Genomic DNA, 18,594 nt, shown 5'->3' with positions numbered 1-18,594 from the left:
AAAGGGAGATCAAAAAAAATGCGTGAAGCCGTCATTGTTTCTTATGCCCGTACCGGGCTGGCAAAATCCGGTCGCGGTGGGTTCAATATCACCCCGCCGATGTCGATGGCGGCCCACGCCATCAAGCACGCCGTGGAACGCGCCGGCGTCGACAAGGATTACGTCGAAGATTGCTATCTTGGGAATTGCGCGCATGGCGCATCCAACATCGGCCGCCAGGCCGCGCTGCTCGCCGGCATGCCGAAGTCGACGGCCGGAGTGTCGGTGAACCGTTTCTGCTCGTCGGGACTGCAGACCATCGCCATGGCGGCAAACAGCATCCGCTCGGACGGCGCCGATTGTATCGTTGCCGGCGGCGTGGAAAGCATCTCGGTCGCCGGCGGCGGCGTGCCGAAGGAAGCGGTCGATCCTGTTCTCCTCAAAGCGGCGCCCGACATCTTCATGGCGATGATCGACACCGCTGATATCGTCGCAGAGCGTTACAAGCTCAGCCGCGAATATCAGGACGAGTATTCGCTGGAATCGCAGCGCCGCATGGCCGCCGCGCAGCAAGCCAACAAGTTCAAGGACGAAATCGTCCCGATGAAGACCAAAATGAAGGTCGTCGACAAGGCGACCAAGGCGGAGAGCATCGTCGACTATGCCGTTGATCGTGACGAATGCAACCGGCCGGACACCACTATGGAGGGCCTCGCCAAGCTCGAGCCGGTGAAGGGTCCCGGCAAGTACATCACCGCCGGCAACGCCAGCCAGCTGTCGGATGGCGCGGCCGCCGTGGTTTTGATGGAAGCCAAGGACGCGGAAAAACGCGGCCTTGATCTGCTCGGCCGCTTTGTCGCCTGGGCGGCGGCGGGCTGCGAGCCGGACGAGATGGGCATCGGTCCGGTGTTCGCCGTGCCAAAGCTGTTGAAGCGCCATGGTCTGAAAGTCGACGATATCGATCTTTGGGAACTCAACGAAGCCTTTGCCAGCCAATGCCTCTATTCGCGTGACCGGCTCGGCATCGATCCCGACAAGTACAACGTCAACGGCGGATCGATCGCCATCGGGCACCCCTTCGGAATGACCGGCGCGCGGCTGACGGGCCACCTGCTGCAGGAGGGTCGTCGGCGCAAGGCCAAGTGGGGCGTTGTGACGATGTGCATCGGCGGCGGTCAGGGCGGCGCGGGCCTGTTCGAAATCTATAGCTGAGCGGGTTCGTTCGGCACCAGCCGGCACCCGAGCGTGCCGGCAAAACCATCGGATGCCAGCAGCGCGGCGGAGTCGCCGCGCTGCTTTTTTGGACTAGGGCATGATCCAGAAGAGTGGGAACCGATTTTCCCCCGGGACAAACACGAAGCGTTTGCCCGGAGATCATGCTTACAAAAGACAATGCTAGTGTCGTCAGCCGATGGCGACGGCGGGGCCATTTTGTTGCGATCCGTTCCGCCGCATCAGCTCAACCGTCACGAGCAGCGTTCAGGCAGTGCGGGCCTAATACCCCGCGATCGCCAGCGCTACCACTGCGCTGAGCGCCATCCAGCCAAAATGCCGGCCACGCGTCGCGAGAGCGTTGGCCAGCGCCCCAAAGGCAAACACGCATGCGAACGTCGCAATAATCCAGTGTCGCGCCGGCTCCGAGGCCATCGAGGGCGCGGCGATCAGCAGCACGCCGCCGCCGATCCACGCGACGGTTCCGGCCTGCCAGACCAGGCGGATCAGATTGCGCAGACGCGGCGGCTCGATGGTCGCGCGCGGGAACACTTTGGTTTCTCCGAGCACGCCGTGAATCAATGCCGCCGCGATCGCGGCCAAACCCGAACATTGCAGCAAGATGTCGCGCATCGGATTTCTCCATACAGGACTGTATGGAGATTAGGACCGGCGCTGGCGGCTGTCAATACAGTGGTGTATGGTGATTTCTCGCAAGGAAATGGAATGACGGATCAACTTTCCGCCAAGGACTGGCTCCACCAGGGTCTCAAGACATTGGCCGAGAGCGGTTTTACGGCGCTGAAGGCCGAGCCGCTGGCGAAAGCAATGGGGGTGTCGCGCGGCAGCTTTTACTGGCATTTCGCCGATATCGGCGCGTTCCATGCCGCGATCCTCGAGCATTGGCGCGAGGTCGCCGCCGAGCAGATCATTGCCAATCTCGAGGCGGCGTCCGATCACGGGAACCCCCTGCTGCCGCTGCTGCTGCGCCAGGCGTTCGGGAGCAATCTGGCGCTGGAGAAGGCGGTCCGCATCTGGGCGACGCTGGATCCCTTGGCCAGAGCCGCCGTGCAGGCGATCGACCGGCGCCGGCTGGATTATGTGGAGCATCTTCTAAGGGCGTCGGGGCTTTCACCCAATGTGGCCCGGGCCCGCGCGCAAATCCTCTACTGGGCATTTATCGGCTATGCCCTGTCGGACAAACCATTGCCGCGAGCGAGACAGCAGGCGGTGCTCGACGAATTGCTGCGGATCGCCTCGCGATAACAAGGCGTTTTCAAGCGAAGCATACCCTCGGACTTGATCCGGGGTGGATCCGGTTCGCTTGAAGAAAACGCGTCAAAGCAAAATCAGAGCCTCGGCTCGGATCGAGGCTCTGGCCTCGCTACACGCTTAATCGAATATGCTACAGGAACGAAATTCCAAGCCGGAGACTAAAACATGACCGCCCCGCCCGAACGCCTTGAAGCCACCGTCGACCCCAAGCTTTTGGAAATTCTGGTCTGCCCGCTGACCAAGGGTCCGCTCGAATTCGACGCAACCCGGCAGGAGCTGATCTCGCGTTCCGCAAAACTCGCCTATCCGATCCGCGACGGCATCCCGATCATGCTGCCGGAAGAGGCACGGAAGATCGAGTGAGGCTTTGAAGCGACGTTGCTCTGTATTGGCCTTTCAACGAGTCGTCCCCGCAAAAGCGGGGACCGATACGCCGCGGCCTATCATTCTGCGGTGAATCCCTAATCAAGAGCGCCCGTGGTTGGGTCGCTGCTTTCGCAGGGACGACGGAATCTTACAACGCCTTGCCTTTTAACAGCCGCGGCACCTCGCCCGATAACCCCGCAGCCTGGCGAATGAACAGATTTTTCAGCGGCGGGGCGCGATCGACCAGCCCCAGCCCGATGTCGCGCACGGTGCGCAGCAAGGTCGATTCGTTGGAGAACAACAGATTCAGTGAATTGGTCGCAAGCCCCATCGCCATGGTATCGAACCGCCGCCAGCGCTGGTAGCGATCGAGCACGTCGGCCTGTCCAAGATCCATGCCGAGCCTTGCCGCGTCGACCACCACTTCGGCGAGTGCTGCGACATCCTTTAGGCCCATGTTGAGCCCCTGCCCTGCGATCGGGTGAATCACATGCGCGGCGTCGCCGACCAGCGCCAGCCGTTCGCCGATGAACGAGCGCGCGACGAAATACCCGAGCGGAAACGCGCGCGGTTTGTCGAGCGCCTTGATCTCGCCGAGATGCAGCCCGAAGCGCTGCTCGAGTTCGCCGTGAAATTCATCCTCGCTCAACGCCACAATGCGCGCGGCGTCGGCGCGCTTCTCGGTCCATACCAGCGACGAGCGTTGCCCGGTCAGCGGCAGTATCGCGAATGGGCCGGCGGGGAGAAAATGCTCTTCGGCGCGGCCGTGATGATCGCGCTCATGGCCGACGGTGACGACAATGCCGGATTGATCGTAATGCCAGCCGTGGGTGGCAATTCCGGCGCGCTCGCGCAGCTTTGAGCGCGCACCGTCGGACGCCACCAGCAGGCTTGCTTCAATAAGGGTGCCGTCAGCCAACGTCACATCCACGCCATCGGGGCGCGCATCGAATGTCGCTACAGCGGTGGCGCGAAGGTCGATGCCGTCGGCGTCCGCGCGCTTGACCAGCGCATCGATCAGGTGGCGGTTCTCGACCATGTGCGCGAACGGCTCGCCCGGCTCGACATTTCCCGCAAACGTCAGAAACACCGGGCGCGTCGCGTCTTGCAGTTTCGAATCGGTCACCACCATGTCGAGGATGGGCTGCGCCTGCGCTGCGACCTGGTCCCACACCCCGATGGCATCGAACAGCCGCCGGCAGGCGGCGACGATCGCGGTCGCGCGCGGATCGCGGCTCGGCCGTACCGCCAGCGCCGGATCGGCGACGATAATGGGAATATCGGCGCCAAGCCCCTGACGCAGCGCCAGCGCCAGCGCCAAACCTGCGAACGCGCCGCCGCCGATCACAATGCTTCGCTGTGCCGACAATTCCGTCCCTTCCTCGCTTATGTCATCAGTACTTGCCACCTGAGTATAGCTGGGCGAAACAGAGATGCGAAACAAGGGTTCTTCACCCTCGCGCCGTCATTCCGGGGCGCGCGGCCAGCGCGAACCCGGAATCTCGAGATTCCGGGTTCGTTCGCTTCGCTCACGCCCCGGAATGACGGTCTCAAACCGAAAGCGCCTCCATGTCCAAAGGCTTGATTGACCTGATTTCCATTCTCGATCTCGAGCCGATCGAGGTGAACCTGTTTCGTGGCAACAGCCCGAAGACGAGCTGGCAGCGGGTGTTCGGCGGGCAGGTGATCGGACAGGCGATGGTGGCGGCGTGCCGCACCGTCGAAGGCCGCCTGCCGCACTCGCTGCATTGCTATTTCATCCTGCCGGGCGATCCACAGATTCCGATTATCTATGAGGTCGAGCGGCTGCGCGACGGCAGGAGCTATTCGACCCGCCGCGTCACCGCGATCCAGCACGGCAACGCGATCTTTTCGATCATGGTGTCGTTTCATGTCGAGGAGGAAGGCGCGTTCGACCATCAGGACAGAATGCCGGATGTGCCACCTCCGGAAAAACTCACCGCCGAGGAAGTGGCAAAACAGCCGATGTTCCGCGAGATGCCGGAATTCATCCGCCGCTACTACGAATCCGATCGCCCGATCGAACTGCGCCCGGTGGAGCTCGGCCGCTATTTCGGCCAGAAGATCGACGAGGGCCGCATCCACGTCTGGATCCGAACCGCGTCGAAACTGCCCGATGATCCGGCGCTGCACATGTGCGCGCTGGCCTATGCCTCGGATTTCTCGTTGCTCGACGCGGCGATGGCACGCTACGGCAGGACGCTGTTCGACAAGCGCATGATGCCGGCAAGTCTCGATCACGCGATGTGGTTTCACCGGCCGTTTCGCGCCGACGAATGGCTGCTATACGCGCAGGATTCACCGAGCGCCCGCGCCGGGCGCGGCCTGACCCGCGGCATGATCTTCAAAGCCGACGGCACGCTGGTGGCCTCGGTCGCGCAGGAAGGTTCTCTCCGCGAGCGCAAATGAAATCGGTCGCCGCTCCAGGCGGTTCTTTCAACAAGCGCAAACCGCGAGACGTACCAGGGGGCGTACCATCCCATCGCCCACGAAATGGGAACGATCAACGCCATGGCCAAAACGTAAACCACCGTCCGCCCCAAGATAGAGCAGGCCCGGAATATCTCTCGCCTTTTGCCAGCCTGCCAAGCCCTCGGTCCAGACCAGCGTCTCCGCCGTCACCGTCCGCCTGCGATGACCCCGCGCAGCTTTGCCTCCGGTTCAGGCCCCTGCTGTTGTCCCTGAGATGCAAAAAACCGCGATCGGCCGGCCTTTTTTATCCCCCAAAACGCTGTGGCAGACGGCGGGCTGCAGGACCGCTGGCGATGAAATCGAGTTTTTTCGGATAGTTCCTGCTCCGTACGCCGAGCCTAGCCAGCGGGCGGAAAGCGCCGCAATTGTTTTTCGTTTTAAGTTGCAACATTTTGTGCCATCTGCACAAAAAGCTGCCAGACTTGCCTGGCCGCAAATCGGGGCGCGACCGACCTCTGGAATCCTGGAAATGAAGGCCTGACCATGAAGCTCGTTGTTGCCATTATCAAACCATTCAAGCTCGACGAAGTCCGGCAGGCGCTCACCGCCATCGGCGTCCACGGCATGACGGTGACCGAGGTCAAAGGCTATGGCCGCCAGAAAGGCCACACAGAAATCTATCGCGGTGCCGAATATGTCGTGAATTTTCTGCCGAAGCTTAGGATCGAAATCGCAGTCGCGTCCGATCTCGCCGACAAGGCCGTTGGCGTCATTACTTCCAGCGCGCGCACCGGTCAGATCGGCGACGGCAAGATATTCGTGACGCCGATCGATCACGCGTTGCGGATCCGGACCGGCGAGACCGACAGCGACGCGCTCTGAATTCTTCACTCGCATCCGATGACGATGCGGGGCGTGCGATCAACAAAGTCATCACAGGGCGGGGGAATACCATGGGGGCACTATCGTATCGTGCAGCAAGCTTGGCTGCGCTATTTGGTCTTGGGGCGGTCTTCTCTTTTTCGACACCGGCGGTTGCCGAAACCTCTGCCATCAGCGCCGCCGACACCGCGTGGATGATCGTCGCCACAGCGCTGGTGCTGATGATGACGATACCGGGCTTGGCGCTGTTCTATTCCGGCATGGTGCGCAAGAAGAACGTGCTGGCGACGATGGCGCAAAGCCTTGCAGCCGTGGCCATCATTTCGATTCTCTGGGTGGCGTTCGGCTATTCGCTGGTGTTCGTCGGCGACGGTCCCTGGCTCGGCACGCTCGACCGCTGGTTTCTGGCCGGCATGACCATGGACAGCGTCCATCCCGCGGCGAAATCGATTCCGGAAAGCTTGTTCATGCTTTACCAGATGACGTTTGCGATCATCACGGTGGCGCTGGTGGCGGGCTCCGTCGCCGACCGGATGCGGTTCTCAGCCTATCTGCTGTTTTCCGTCGGCTGGTTCATGATCGTCTACGTTCCGCTCGCACATTGGGTTTGGGGCGGCGGCTTTCTCGGCAGCGCGGGTGTGCTGGATTTTGCGGGCGGCCTTGTCGTTCATCTCAGCGCCGGGATCGGCGGCCTGGTTGCAGCGAAAGTGATGGGCCGGCGCCAAGGCTATGGCACTGACAATCTGGCGCCGTTCGATCTGTCGCTCGCGGTGATGGGCACCGGACTATTGTGGGTCGGCTGGTTCGGCTTCAACGGCGGATCGGCTTTGGGTGCGAATTCGCGCGCGGTGATGGCGATCATCGCAACCCATCTCGCAGCCTGTGCCGGCGCGCTGACCTGGGGCGCGCTCGAATGGACAACCCGGCGTAAGCCGTCGGTGCTCGGCATGATTTCAGGTGCGGTCGCGGGTCTTGGAACGATTACGCCGGCGAGCGGATTCGTCGGGCCGTGGCACGGCATCGTCATCGGCATGATCGCCGGCCTGGTGTGCTTCTGGGCCTGCACCTCGCTGAAGCACCGCTTCAACTACGACGATTCCCTCGACGTGTTCGGGGTTCACGGCATCGGCGGAATGACCGGCATGCTGCTGGCCGGCGTGTTTGCGACCGCCTCGATCGGCGGGACCTCCGGCCTGATCGAAGGCAATCCGCAGCTGCTGCTGATCCAGCTCTACGGCGTCGTGGTCACGCTGGCGTGGTCCGGCGGCGTGACCTATGCGCTGCTGAAGCTCGTCAGCGCCTTCGTTCCGCTGCGGGTATCCAAGGAGCAGGAACTGGAAGGCCTCGATATTTCGCAGCATGGCGAGGCTTTGCAGTAGGGCCTCATCCAAATACCGTTTTCCTGCCCGCCCCGTGAGCAGGATTGTGTCGGGAGCCTGTCACGCCTCTGTTTTAGGCAGCAGTGACTAGGCTTTGGGCGCGGCTGAATACCGCATATCGGACAGATACCGCCAAAGCTCGAAAAGGTCTGCGTTCATAGTCGGTTAGGCAATACGCAGCATCTGGCACGGCATTTGATTCTAAGGGTGCTGGCTGTGCCCGCGTAGCGAACTTCTCCGCGTGGTGAACCTCAGTCGAGAACGCTCGGTCGCGTCTGGACCGGGCCCAAGCGGGGATAAGACCCATGAAAATTGTTATGGCGATCATCAAGCCATTCAAGCTCGAAGAAGTCCGTGACGCCCTGACCGCCATTGGCGTTCACGGTCTCACGGTGACGGAAGTCAAGGGATATGGCCGGCAGAAGGGCCATACGGAAATTTATCGCGGTGCTGAATACGCGGTGAGCTTCCTGCCCAAGATCAAGATCGAGGTCGCGATCGCCTCGGACCAGGTCGACAAGACGATCGACGCCATCACGTCAGCTGCAAAAACCGGACAGATCGGCGACGGCAAGATCTTCGTCATCAACCTCGACCATGCGGTCCGCATCCGCACGGGAGAGGAAGATGCCGCAGCACTCTGATTTCGCGCTCAACCTTATTTAATCAGGAGAAAACAAATGACGTTCAAACGTCCCTATAGCGCGGGATTGGCAGCCCTCGTAGTCGGCCTGTTCGCCGCGACCGCTGCCTATGCAGAGCCAACCGTCAACAAGGGCGACAATGCCTGGATGCTGACCTCGACGGTGCTGGTGCTGTTGATGACGATCCCGGGACTCGCCCTGTTCTACGGTGGTCTCGTCCGTTCCAAGAACATGCTCTCGGTGCTGATGCAGGTATTCTACACCGTGTGCATCGTCACCATCATCTGGACGCTGTACGGCTACAGCCTCGCCTTCACCGGCGGCTCCGACTTCATCGGCGGCTTCTCGAAGGCCTTCCTGATGGGCGTCACGCCTGACTCCAAGGCCGCAACGTTCAGCGTCGACGCCAACATCTCGGAACTCGTATACGTCTGCTTCCAGATGACCTTCGCGGCGATTACTCCCGCCCTCATCGTCGGCGCCTTCGCCGAACGCATGAAGTTTTCGGCGATCGCGCTGTTCATCCCGCTCTGGGTCACGTTGATCTATTTCCCGATCGCGCACATGGTCTGGTACTGGCCTGGACCGGACGCGATCTCGGATGCGGTCAAGGCTCTTGCGGCAGCGGGTGATGCGGCGGCGAAGACTGCGGCGCAGGCCAAACTCGATGAAATCAACGCCGACGCCGGCTGGATATTCAAGAAGGGTGCGATCGACTTCGCAGGCGGCACCGTGGTGCACATCAACGCCGGCATCGCCGGTCTCGTCGGCGCGCTCCTGATCGGCAAGCGCACCGGTTACCGCAAAGACCTGATGGCTCCGCATTCGCTGACCATGTCCATGATCGGCGCCTCGCTGCTCTGGGTCGGCTGGTTCGGCTTCAACGCCGGATCGAACCTCGAAGCCAGCGGCGGCGCCGCGCTCGCCATGACCAACTCCTTTGTCGCGACTGCGGCGGCGGCGCTGTCGTGGATGTTCGCGGAGTGGATCATCAAGGGGCATCCCTCGGTGCTCGGCGCAATTTCGGGCGCGGTGGCGGGACTTGTCGCGGTTACGCCCGCGGCCGGTTTCTCCGGTCCGATGGGCGCGATCGTGCTCGGTCTCGTGGTCGGCGTGGTCTGCCTGTTCTTCTGCACCGTCATCAAGAACGCGCTCGGCTATGACGACTCGCTCGACGTGTTCGGTGTCCACTGCATCGGCGGCATCGTCGGCGCGATCGGCACCGGCATCCTGGTGAATCCGGCGCTCGGCGGTACCGGCATCATGGACTACACCGCCGGCAAGATCGCCGACTACGATTTCGCGGCGCAGATGACCGCGCAAATCTGGGGCGTCTGCACCACGCTGGTGTGGTCGGGCATCGGTTCGGCGATCCTCTACAAGGTAGTCGACGTCATCGTCGGCCTGCGTGTCACCGTTGAGGTGGAGCGCGAAGGCCTCGACATCACCGAGCACACGGAGCGCGCTTACAACATGTGAGTTCTCCCGGGGCGCGGTCTCGGGAGGTCGCGCCCAGAACTACGGTTTGGGCACATACCGGCGTGCCCCGACCGTTGAGGGGCTCCAGCGCAAGTTGGAGCCTCTTTCTTTTTGGGCGGGCGGCCTGAAACAGGCATCGTCTTGTTTTCGTGGGAATTTGGGGGTCTGGAGGTCCCCGCTTGTCGATGGTTAATCGCGTCTTAACCTCGCCGTATCTATGGTGGTTTGATCCGTTTCCGGCCGGTCTCGACCTGCGATCGGCTGCCCCGAAGAGTGCTGGCGCTTTAAAGTATGGCAATCACCGCCCCATCCCGCGCGCCGCAGGGCGCCGGCAGTCTGGAAAGCGAGCGCTCGCCATTCGCGCGGCTGACCGAGCTATTGGCCCCCTACCAGCCGGCTAAGCCATTGATTGCGCTATCGTTGGGCGAGCCGCAGCATCCTGTGCCGAGCTTTGTCGGGCCGGTGCTGGCCAAGCACACCGCCGATTTCGGCCGCTATCCCATCGCCAAGGGCATCGAGCCGTTCCGCCGCGCGGCCGCGAACTGGCTATCCACGCGGTTCGAGCTGCCGCGGGGAATCGACCCCGAGAGCGAAATTCTGGTGCTGAACGGCAGCCGCGAGGGCCTGTTCTTCGCAGCCCTGACCGCCGCCCGCTATGTCGGCGGGCGCAGGGGTAAACCCGCCATCCTGATGCCCAATCCGTTCTATCCGGCTTATGGCGCCGGCGCGCGCGCCGCGGACTGCGAGGCGGTCTATCTGCCGACTACACTCGCCAACGGATTCTTGCCGGACCTCGACGCGCTCGACGACGCCACGCTGGCGAGAGCGGTTGCGATCTACATCGCCTCGCCGGCCAATCCGCAGGGAGCCGTGGCATCGCGCGAATATTTCAGCCGCCTGAAGAAGCTCGCTGATCGTTTCGGCTTCATGATCCTGAGCGATGAGTGCTATTCGGAGATTTATACGCAAACCGCGCCCGGCAGCATGCTGGAGTGTGCCGGTCCTGACTTTACCAATGTCATTGCGTTCCAGTCGCTGTCGAAGCGCTCGAACCTGCCGGGCATGCGGGTCGGCTTTGCCGCCGGCGACAAGAAATTCCTCGGCGTGTTTCACGAGCTGCGCAATGTCGCCGCGCCGCAGGTGCCGGTGCCGCTGCAGCATGTCGCGATCGCGGCCTACAGCGACGAAGCGCATGTCGAGGAAAATCGCCGGCTCTACCGGATCAAGTTCGATCTCGCCGATCAGATTCTTGGCAGTCGCTACGGCTATCGCCGACCCGCCGGCGGCTTCTGCGTCTGGCTCGATGTGTCGGCCCGCGGCGGCGACGAAGCGGCGACGATAAAGCTCTACAAGGACGGCGGCGTGCGCGTGGTGCCCGGAAGCTATCTGGCGCGCCAGCAACCCGACGGCAGCAATCCCGGCGCCGGCTACATTCGCCTGGCGCTGGTGCAAGACAGTGAAACAACAGCCGAGGCATTGCACCGGCTGGTCGAAATTCTCGATTAATCGCAGGGCCCCATGAGCATGCCAGCGATCGAACGCGTCATTCCCCTGGTCGGCCAGTTGCCGGCGTCGATCCGCCAAGCCTTGGCGCGGCGCCTTAGCGAACTTGCCGGATTGAGCTTGATCGCCCTGGCCGGCATGGCGGCGGCGGCGCTGATGACATGGTCGGTGCAGGATCCGAGCCTCAGCCACGCGACGTCGCGTGCGATCCGCAACATCCTCGGCTATCCCGGCGCGATCGGCGCCGATCTTTTGATGCAGATTCTGGGCCTCGGCTCGATCATGCTGATCCTCCCCGTCGCGGTCTGGGGCTGGCGTATGCTGACCCATCGAACGTTCGACCGGGAAGCGCTGCGGATCGCGTGCTGGATCCTCAGCACGGTGATATCGGCCGGTTTTGCCAGCTGCTGGCCACGGGGCGGGGCGTGGCCGCTGCCTACCGGGCTTGGCGGCGTGGTCGGCGATGCGCTGGTGCGCGCGCCCGCGGTCGTGTTCGGTCCGCCCGGCACTATCTATCGCCTAGTACTCGGCATCATCCTTTTCGCCGCTGTGATCGCGACATTCCTGATTGCGAGCGGCATGGGCTCGCGCCCGCAAGAAGAGGAACCGGCGCCGGTCGAGGACAACGACAGGCCATTCGTGGAAGAAGATGACGGCGGGTCGGTTTCGCTGGGCTGGGCGTTTCATGCCGCGATGAGCGCGAAGGCGCGGCTCTGGCGATTACTGACGTTGGCTTACGGCTGGCTGGTGGCGAGCGCGCCGGCGCCACGAACCTCTTCGTTCGAACGCCAGGAGCCAGATCTTGGCGGCCGCGCGGCGCCGTCGCTGGCACCGCAGGCGGAAGAAGATCTCGACAATGAGGAAGATGACGACGAGGAAATTCCCGTCGCCCGCACGCGCAAGAAGGCTGAGCCACGCGCGCCGTTGCGCAAATCGTCCGGCAAGTTCGACCTGCCGCCGATTTCAGTGCTGACCGCGCCGAGGGCTTCGGATCGCCAACCGCTCAGCAAGTCGGAACTGGATTCCAACTCCCGCGCGCTGGAAGGCGTGCTTGGCGATTTCGGCGTGCGCGGTGAGATCGTCAAGGCGAATCCCGGCCCGGTGGTGACGCTGTACGAACTGGAGCCCGCCCCCGGCATCAAATCATCGCGCGTCATCGGGCTCGCCGACGACATCGCGCGTTCGATGAGCGCGCTCTCGGCGCGCGTCGCCGTCGTTCCCGGCCGCAACGCCATCGGTATCGAACTGCCGAACGCGCATCGCGAAAAGGTCTATTTGCGCGAATTGCTGTCGGTGAAAGACGGCAACGAATCGGTCGCGAAGCTTCCGCTTTGTCTCGGCAAGAACATCGGCGGCGAATCCATCATCGTCGATCTCGCGCGCATGCCGCATCTGTTGATCGCCGGCACCACCGGCTCCGGCAAATCGGTCGCCATCAACACCATGATCCTCAGCCTGGTCTATCGGCTGCGGCCCGATCAATGCCGCCTGATCATGGTCGATCCGAAAATGCTCGAACTCTCCGTCTATGACGGCATTCCGCATCTGCTGACGCCGGTCGTGACCGACCCGAAGAAGGCCGTGGTCGCGCTGAAGTGGGCGGTGCGCGAGATGGAAGAGCGCTACAAGAAAATGTCCAAGCTCGGCGTTCGCAACATCGATGGTTACAACGCGCGCCTGGTGGAAGCCAGGAGCAAAGGTGAGGAGCTGACACGCACGGTGCATACCGGCTTCGACAAGGAAACCGGCACGGCGATCTACGAGGCAGAGAAGCTCGACCTCGAGCCACTGCCCTTTATCGTTATCATCGTCGATGAAATGGCCGATCTGATGATGGTCGCCGGCAAGGATATCGAAGGCGCGGTACAGCGCCTGGCGCAAATGGCGCGCGCCGCGGGCCTGCATGTGATTCTCGCAACGCAACGACCCTCAGTCGACGTCATCACCGGCACCATCAAGGCAAACTTCCCGACCCGCATCTCGTTTCAGGTCACCTCGAAGATCGACAGCCGCACCATCCTGGGCGAGATGGGCGCCGAACAGCTGCTCGGACAGGGCGACATGCTCTATATGGCCGGCGGCGGACGCATCAGCCGCGTGCACGGACCTTTCGTTTCGGACGAAGAGGTCGAGAAGGTGGTGCGCCATCTCAAATCGCAGGGCCAGCCCGAGTACCTCGAGGCGGTCACCGCGGAAGAGCCGACCGACGAAGATGGCGCGGTGTTCGATGCCTCCGGCATGGGTGCCGACGGTGGCGGCGACCTATTCTCGCAGGCGGTAGCGATCGTCAAGCGCGACCGCAAGGCCTCCACCAGCTACATTCAGCGCCGGCTGCAGATCGGATATAACCGCGCCGCCTCGCTGATGGAGCGAATGGAACTCGAGGGCATTGTCGGGCAGGCCAATCACGCCGGAAAGCGCGAAATTCTGATCGAAGAAGAAGAAAGCCGCTTTTGAGAGACGTCATCGGACCAAAGGGTTACCTCATCAGCCATTATATTTTCACGGAAAAACCATATCTGCTTTTGTCGAAAGCACGGTAAAATGGCCCAAAGCCGGGTAGGATGACGCGTTGAATAGAAATCTAAAACCTGGAATGGCAGAACGGCTCGGTGTCCGGGGCTTGCGTACCGGGTTGGCCTCGCTGATCGCCGCATCGATCATCGGCATCGGGACGCCGAGTGCCGCGCAGAACGTTCCGATCCCAAAACCCGCACCGAAGGCTCGCGGCAACATTCAGTTGAGCGCGTCCGACCTGCAGAAAGGTCCGATGACGACCGGGGCAACTCCCGCTCCGCCGCCTACCCCGGTGATTCCCGATCCACACCGGAACCTCCCTGCCAATATTTTTGCGACCTTCGATGCCAATCAAAGGGCGCAAGCCGCCAAGGTGAGCTCCTATCTGTCATCGCTGCAGACGCTGGTCGGAAATTTCGTCCAGGTCGGACCTGACGGCAGCAAGACCAAGGGCGAATTTTACATTCAGAAGCCCGGCAAGGTGCGTTTTGAATATGAGGCGCCGAGCCCGATCGCGATTATCGCCGATGGATCGTCGCTGGCGGTGCGCGACCGCAAGCTAGCGACCCAGGACATCTATCCGTTGTCGCAGACGCCGCTTCGATACCTGTTGTCTGACCGCATCGACCTTCTGAAAGACACCAATGTCGTGAACGTGACGGCCGACGACATCTTCATCAGCATCACTATCGAGGAAAAGCAGGCGCTGATCGGCACCAGCCGCCTGATGCTGATGGTCGGCGCCAAGGACGGACAGCTCAAGCAGTGGACCGTGACCGATCCGCAGGGCTATGACACCACGGTTGCGATCTATAATCTCGACAGCTCCAAGAAAGTCGATCCCGGCCTGTTCAAGATCGACTTCACCAACTACTCGACGCCGCCGGGCTAGATACTCACCTCATCCTGGCGAGCGCGCCCTCTTGGCGTGCGCCTCGAGGGATGCCCGCACAATGAACCCATCCTTCGAGACGCGGCCAAGTGGCCGCTCCTAAAGGATGAGGCGTGTCATTTTTCGCTTGCACTGATACACCATCTCCATGCGCTTCTCCCTGACCACCTGGAACATCAATTCGGTGCGCCTGCGCATCGATCTCGTCGCGAAATTCTTGAAGTCGGTGCGGCCGGATGTGCTGTGCCTGCAGGAAACCAAATGCATCGACGACGCGTTTCCGCTGAAACGCTTCAAACGCCTTGGCTATGAGCACGTGGCGCTGAACGGACAGAAGGGCTATCACGGCGTCGCGGTGATCTCGAAACTGCCGTTCGAGACAACCGACATTCGCACCTTCTGCGACAAACTCGATTCGCGCCACATCTCCGTGGCGTTCGGCGAAAAGGCGCAGCTGTCGAAGCCGCTGGTGCTGCATAATTTCTACGTTCCGGCCGGCGGCGATATTGCCGATCCCGCGCTCAATCCCAAATTCGAACACAAGCTGCAGTTTCTCGACGAGATGAAAGCGTGCGAGCCGTTACATCCGCGCGGCGATGACCGGCATATTCTCGTGGGCGATCTCAACGTGGCGCCGCATGAGAACGACGTGTGGTCGCACAAGCAGCTGTTAAAAGTGGTGTCGCACACGCCGATCGAATGCGAGAAACTTCTGGCAGCTCAAGCGCACGGCGAATGGATCGATGTCGCGCGCGAACGCATTCCGCTGTCGGAAAAAGTCTATACCTGGTGGAGCTACCGCGCCGCGGACTGGACGCTCGCCGATCGCGGACGCCGGCTCGATCATATCTGGGTGTCACCGGCCCTCAAGGCGAGTGTCAGCGACTTCAAGATCGCCCGCGATGCGCGCGGCTGGGAGCGGCCGTCCGACCACGTGCCGGTCACGGTGACGCTGGAGGTGTGATACGAGCTACTTCGTCATCCCCGGTGTGCAATTGCACATCTGAGGGCGCGAGTGAAACGAGCGAGCCGGAATCCATAACACCATCGACAGCATGGATTCCGGGCCTGCGCCGAGAGGTGCATCCTGGAGTGACCAATCAAATATTCAGCTTGGCGCCCGCCATCAGAATTTCGCTGGCGATCTGGCTGGTGCGGCTGGCGAATTCATCGCGCAGCCGGCGCGCGGCCGCGGAATCGCTTTCCAGCACGCGCTGAAACAGGCTGCGCGAGACGCGGATCACTGAGGAATGTTCCAGCGCGGTTGCGGTCGACGGCCGCTTCATCGCGGCGATCAGCGCGAGTTCGCCGATCAACGCGCCCGGACCGACGATAATTTCCGCGCCCGCGCCGTCCGCAATTCGGAACGCGCCGCGCTGAACGATAAAGCCCGCATCGGCATCATCGCCCAAGTTGAAGAGCACCTCTCCTCGCACGAAATCGCGCTGCTCGGAGCCGATGGCCAGCATGCGCAGGGCCGCCGTCCCCAACAGGCTTAGTGTCGGGACGCGCTCAAGCAGGGCAAGATCATCTTCGATCGACATGCAGAACCGCTGATCGGGACTTGCTAGTTGGGCCGATTGACACGAATCGCCGTCGGAATCGTATCACGGCACCAGCTTGTAGCCACCGGCTTCCGTGACCAGTATCTCGGGATTGGCGGCATCTTTCTCGATCTTCTGCCGCAACCGGTAGATGTGGGTTTCCAGGGTGTGGGTGGTGACGCCCGAATTGTAGCCCCATACTTCCTGCAGCAGCGTCTCGCGCGATACCGGCAGCTGCCCGGCCCGGTAGAGAAAGCGCAAGATCGCGGTCTCCTTTTCGGTCAACCGCACCTTCCTGGCGTTTGCGCCGGTGAGCATCTTGGAGCCGGGCCGGAAGCTGTAGGGACCGACGGAAAACACCGCATCTTCGCTGGCTTCATGCTGGCGGAGCTGTGCCCGGATCCGCGCCAGCAGCACCGCGAAGCGAAACGGCTTGGCGACATAGTCATTGGCGCCGGATTCGAGCCCGAGAATGGTGTCCGAATCGGTATCGTGCCCGGTGAGCATGATGATCGGCGCCTTGAAGCCGCCCTTGCGCAGGCTGCGCACGACTTCGCGGCCATCGGTATCCGGCAGCCCGACATCCATCAGCACGAGATCGGGCGAGTTGGTCTTGGCGGCGCTGGCGCCTTTGGCGCCGGTATCGACGGCGGAGGCTTCAAATTCGTCGTGCAGCGATAATTGCTCCACCAGCGTATCGCGCAGATCGGTATCGTCATCCACGATCAGGATCTTGCGGGCATTGGCCATGGGTACCATCCTCTTGGGGGCGGCGGATGCAAGCGGAAGCGCCTTCAGCCGAATCTTGATTTGTTGGGTCAGGGTATGTCGAGTCTTGCTTCGTATTGAAGTAGGAGACTGTTACGAATTCACAAGTCGAGGCGCAGTCTATTCCAGAATTCGGACCGATTTGGATGAATGTGCCGTAATGCGGTGACATAGAATATTTGCAGCCGACGAGGCAACCGAGGGGCTTGCAATCTACAAGGAAAGCTTTGCTATTTCAATAGCTTATCATATTAGACTGCGTGATCGGCCGTGGTCCGCGATCAGGATTCGTCCCGCCGCCGGCCGCCCCTGCCGGGGCTGGCTGACCGCCGACGGGCAGACCGTGCCGGTCGCACTCGGACGCGGCGGCATCAGGGCCAACAAGCGCGAGGGCGACGGCGGGACCCCCAAGGGCACGTTCCGGCCACGGCAATTGTGGTGGCGCGCCGACCGTCACCCGAGGCCACGCACATTCTTGCCGGTTCGCGCCATCGGGCCCGAGGACGCCTGGTGCGAAGATCCGAACAGCCGACACTACAACCAGGCGGTGCGGCTGGATCGCGATCGCGGCGGCGATCGCCTCAAGCGCGACGATCAACTCTACGATTTTATTGTCGAGATCGATCACAACAGCTCGCCGCGCATCGCCGGCCGCGGCAGCGCGGTATTCTTGCATCTGGCGCGGGAGAATTTCTCACCGACCGCCGGATGCGTTTCGATGACAAAGGCCGCGATGCTGCGCTTGCTGCAACGGCTGGGGCCTGAGACGAAGATCGTGATCGGATAGCAGCCGTGCCCCGGACGCGGCGCAGCGTTCTTCACGATGCATCGCGGGGCCGAAACCTATGGTAGATATCGCATGATCATGGCCCCAGATCAGCGGCGCACCCGCCGCAAGTGGCGCGTTGCGCAGCATCCGGAGTACGGTCTCCCTCTCCTTCAAAGAAGCAAGAACTAGCGGTGCCCGAAAATCGCCGAGCCGACGCGCACATGGGTCGCACCTAATTGAATTGCGACAGCAAAATCGGCGCTCATGCCCATCGAGAGGTTCTTCAAGCCGTTGCGCGCCGCGATCTTCGCGGTCAACGCGAAATGCGGCGCCGGCGCGTCGTTGACCGGCGGAATGCACATCAGGCCGGAAATTTCCAAGCCATATTTCTCGCGGCAGCCGGCAATGAAGGCGTCGGCCTCGCCCGGCGCGATGCCGGCCTTCTGCGGCTCTTCGCCGGTATTGAGCTGAACGAATAGTTGCGGCCGGCGGCTTTGAGAATCGATTTCCTTGGCTAACGCTTGGCAAATGCTCGGTCGGTCGACCGAATGAATGGCATCGAACAGCGCCACGGCCTCTTTCGCCTTGTTGGATTGCAGCGGCCCGATCAGATGCAAGGCAATGCCGGGGTAAGCCGACATTAACCCTGGCCACTTTGCTTTGGCTTCCTGCACGCGATTTTCGCCGAATATGCGCTGTCCGGCCCTGATGACAGGCGTAATGGCATCGGCGCCGAAGGTCTTGGACACCGCGATCAGCTTTACCGAAGAGCGGTCCCGGCGCGCGTCCTTGCACGCGCGCGCGATCTCGTGCTCCACGCTAGCAAGCCCGTTTGGTAAATCCGGGGTTATCGGCGAAGAGTTTTCGGGCGCCATGTCACCTCTCGGTCGTAGATTTACGGGGTTCGTTCCAATTTTACCAAGTTCAGGAAAGGCTTCTTGAACCCTTTTCT

The 18,594-nt window shown here is 62.0% G+C and carries 19 protein-coding genes; 13 read left to right on the top strand and 6 right to left on the bottom strand.

What is annotated here, in order from left to right:
* Positions 1–18 precede the first annotated feature (18 nt).
* On the top strand, positions 19–1,191 hold the full coding sequence (locus N554_RS0117710) for an acetyl-CoA C-acyltransferase (RefSeq protein WP_029584687.1): 1,173 nt from the start codon (positions 19–21) through the stop codon (positions 1,189–1,191).
* 282 nt (positions 1,192–1,473) lie between these two features.
* On the opposite strand, the gene N554_RS0117705 is transcribed toward N554_RS0117710, so the two are convergent.
* Positions 1,474–1,824: a hypothetical protein gene (locus N554_RS0117705; RefSeq protein WP_029584686.1), complete on the bottom strand. Its 351-nt coding sequence runs from the start codon at positions 1,822–1,824 to the stop codon at positions 1,474–1,476.
* Positions 1,825–1,917: 93 nt separating this feature from the next.
* Between N554_RS0117705 and N554_RS0117700 the strand changes: the two genes are divergently transcribed.
* Both N554_RS0117700 and N554_RS0117695 read left to right on the top strand, forming a co-directional pair.
* Positions 1,918–2,457, top strand: a complete 540-nt coding sequence (locus N554_RS0117700; protein ID WP_029584685.1) for a TetR/AcrR family transcriptional regulator — start codon at positions 1,918–1,920, stop codon at positions 2,455–2,457.
* Between the two features lie 174 nt (positions 2,458–2,631).
* A complete protein-coding gene (locus tag N554_RS0117695; protein WP_029584684.1) occupies positions 2,632–2,829 on the top strand; it encodes a Trm112 family protein in 198 nt (65 codons plus the stop codon).
* A 151-nt stretch (positions 2,830–2,980) separates the two neighbouring features.
* Here the strand turns inward: N554_RS0117695 and N554_RS0117690 are convergent, their stop codons facing one another.
* On the bottom strand, positions 2,981–4,201 hold the full coding sequence (locus N554_RS0117690; protein WP_029584683.1) for a ubiquinone biosynthesis hydroxylase: 1,221 nt from the start codon (positions 4,199–4,201) through the stop codon (positions 2,981–2,983).
* Between the two features lie 200 nt (positions 4,202–4,401).
* Between N554_RS0117690 and tesB the strand changes: the two genes are divergently transcribed.
* Positions 4,402–5,262 (top strand): acyl-CoA thioesterase II, encoded by an 861-nt coding sequence (gene tesB / locus N554_RS0117685; protein WP_029584682.1) that lies wholly within the window; start codon positions 4,402–4,404, stop codon positions 5,260–5,262.
* Between the two features lie 27 nt (positions 5,263–5,289).
* Here the strand turns inward: tesB and N554_RS41035 are convergent, their stop codons facing one another.
* A complete protein-coding gene (locus tag N554_RS41035) occupies positions 5,290–5,475 on the bottom strand; it encodes a DUF4339 domain-containing protein (protein WP_245283639.1) in 186 nt (61 codons plus the stop codon).
* A 333-nt stretch (positions 5,476–5,808) separates the two neighbouring features.
* On the opposite strand from N554_RS41035, the gene N554_RS0117680 reads away from it, so the two are divergent.
* From N554_RS0117680 to N554_RS0117645, 8 genes are all read left to right on the top strand, one after another.
* The gene (locus N554_RS0117680) at positions 5,809–6,147 is read left to right on the top strand and encodes a P-II family nitrogen regulator (protein ID WP_029584681.1); all 339 of its coding nucleotides are present in this window, start codon (positions 5,809–5,811) and stop codon (positions 6,145–6,147) included.
* 71 nt (positions 6,148–6,218) lie between these two features.
* Positions 6,219–7,526: an ammonium transporter gene (locus tag N554_RS0117675; protein WP_029584680.1), complete on the top strand. Its 1,308-nt coding sequence runs from the start codon at positions 6,219–6,221 to the stop codon at positions 7,524–7,526.
* A gap of 305 nt (positions 7,527–7,831) precedes the next feature.
* Complete coding sequence (locus N554_RS0117670) at positions 7,832–8,170, top strand: P-II family nitrogen regulator (protein WP_029584679.1); 339 nt, start codon at positions 7,832–7,834, stop codon at positions 8,168–8,170.
* A 36-nt stretch (positions 8,171–8,206) separates the two neighbouring features.
* A complete protein-coding gene (locus N554_RS0117665; RefSeq protein WP_029584678.1) occupies positions 8,207–9,649 on the top strand; it encodes an ammonium transporter in 1,443 nt (480 codons plus the stop codon).
* A gap of 291 nt (positions 9,650–9,940) precedes the next feature.
* The gene (locus N554_RS0117660; RefSeq protein ID WP_029584677.1) at positions 9,941–11,155 is read left to right on the top strand and encodes an aminotransferase class I/II-fold pyridoxal phosphate-dependent enzyme; all 1,215 of its coding nucleotides are present in this window, start codon (positions 9,941–9,943) and stop codon (positions 11,153–11,155) included.
* A gap of 12 nt (positions 11,156–11,167) precedes the next feature.
* A complete protein-coding gene (locus N554_RS0117655) occupies positions 11,168–13,609 on the top strand; it encodes a DNA translocase FtsK (protein WP_029584676.1) in 2,442 nt (813 codons plus the stop codon).
* A 139-nt stretch (positions 13,610–13,748) separates the two neighbouring features.
* A complete protein-coding gene (locus N554_RS0117650; RefSeq protein WP_156041970.1) occupies positions 13,749–14,561 on the top strand; it encodes an outer membrane lipoprotein carrier protein LolA in 813 nt (270 codons plus the stop codon).
* A gap of 148 nt (positions 14,562–14,709) precedes the next feature.
* Entirely contained in the window at positions 14,710–15,525 is an 816-nt protein-coding gene (locus N554_RS0117645) for an exodeoxyribonuclease III (protein WP_029584674.1), read from the top strand.
* 136 nt (positions 15,526–15,661) lie between these two features.
* On the opposite strand, the gene N554_RS0117640 is transcribed toward N554_RS0117645, so the two are convergent.
* Together N554_RS0117640 and N554_RS0117635 are read right to left on the bottom strand one after the other, a co-directional pair.
* Positions 15,662–16,105, bottom strand: a complete 444-nt coding sequence (locus N554_RS0117640; protein WP_029584673.1) for a cyclic nucleotide-binding domain-containing protein — start codon at positions 16,103–16,105, stop codon at positions 15,662–15,664.
* A gap of 63 nt (positions 16,106–16,168) precedes the next feature.
* The gene (locus tag N554_RS0117635) at positions 16,169–16,855 is read right to left on the bottom strand and encodes a response regulator transcription factor (protein ID WP_029584672.1); all 687 of its coding nucleotides are present in this window, start codon (positions 16,853–16,855) and stop codon (positions 16,169–16,171) included.
* 274 nt (positions 16,856–17,129) lie between these two features.
* Between N554_RS0117635 and N554_RS0117630 the strand changes: the two genes are divergently transcribed.
* The gene (locus N554_RS0117630; protein ID WP_029584671.1) at positions 17,130–17,660 is read left to right on the top strand and encodes a L,D-transpeptidase family protein; all 531 of its coding nucleotides are present in this window, start codon (positions 17,130–17,132) and stop codon (positions 17,658–17,660) included.
* Between the two features lie 167 nt (positions 17,661–17,827).
* Here the strand turns inward: N554_RS0117630 and N554_RS0117625 are convergent, their stop codons facing one another.
* Positions 17,828–18,517, bottom strand: coding sequence for a YggS family pyridoxal phosphate-dependent enzyme (locus N554_RS0117625; RefSeq protein WP_029584670.1), 690 nt, complete (start codon positions 18,515–18,517; stop codon positions 17,828–17,830).
* Positions 18,518–18,594: the final 77 nt, after the last annotated feature.

It is taken from the genome of Bradyrhizobium sp. URHD0069, assembly GCF_000701345.1.
Taxonomy (GTDB): Bacteria; Pseudomonadota; Alphaproteobacteria; order Rhizobiales; family Xanthobacteraceae; genus Bradyrhizobium.
This window is presented reverse-complemented; position numbering and strand designations above follow the sequence as displayed.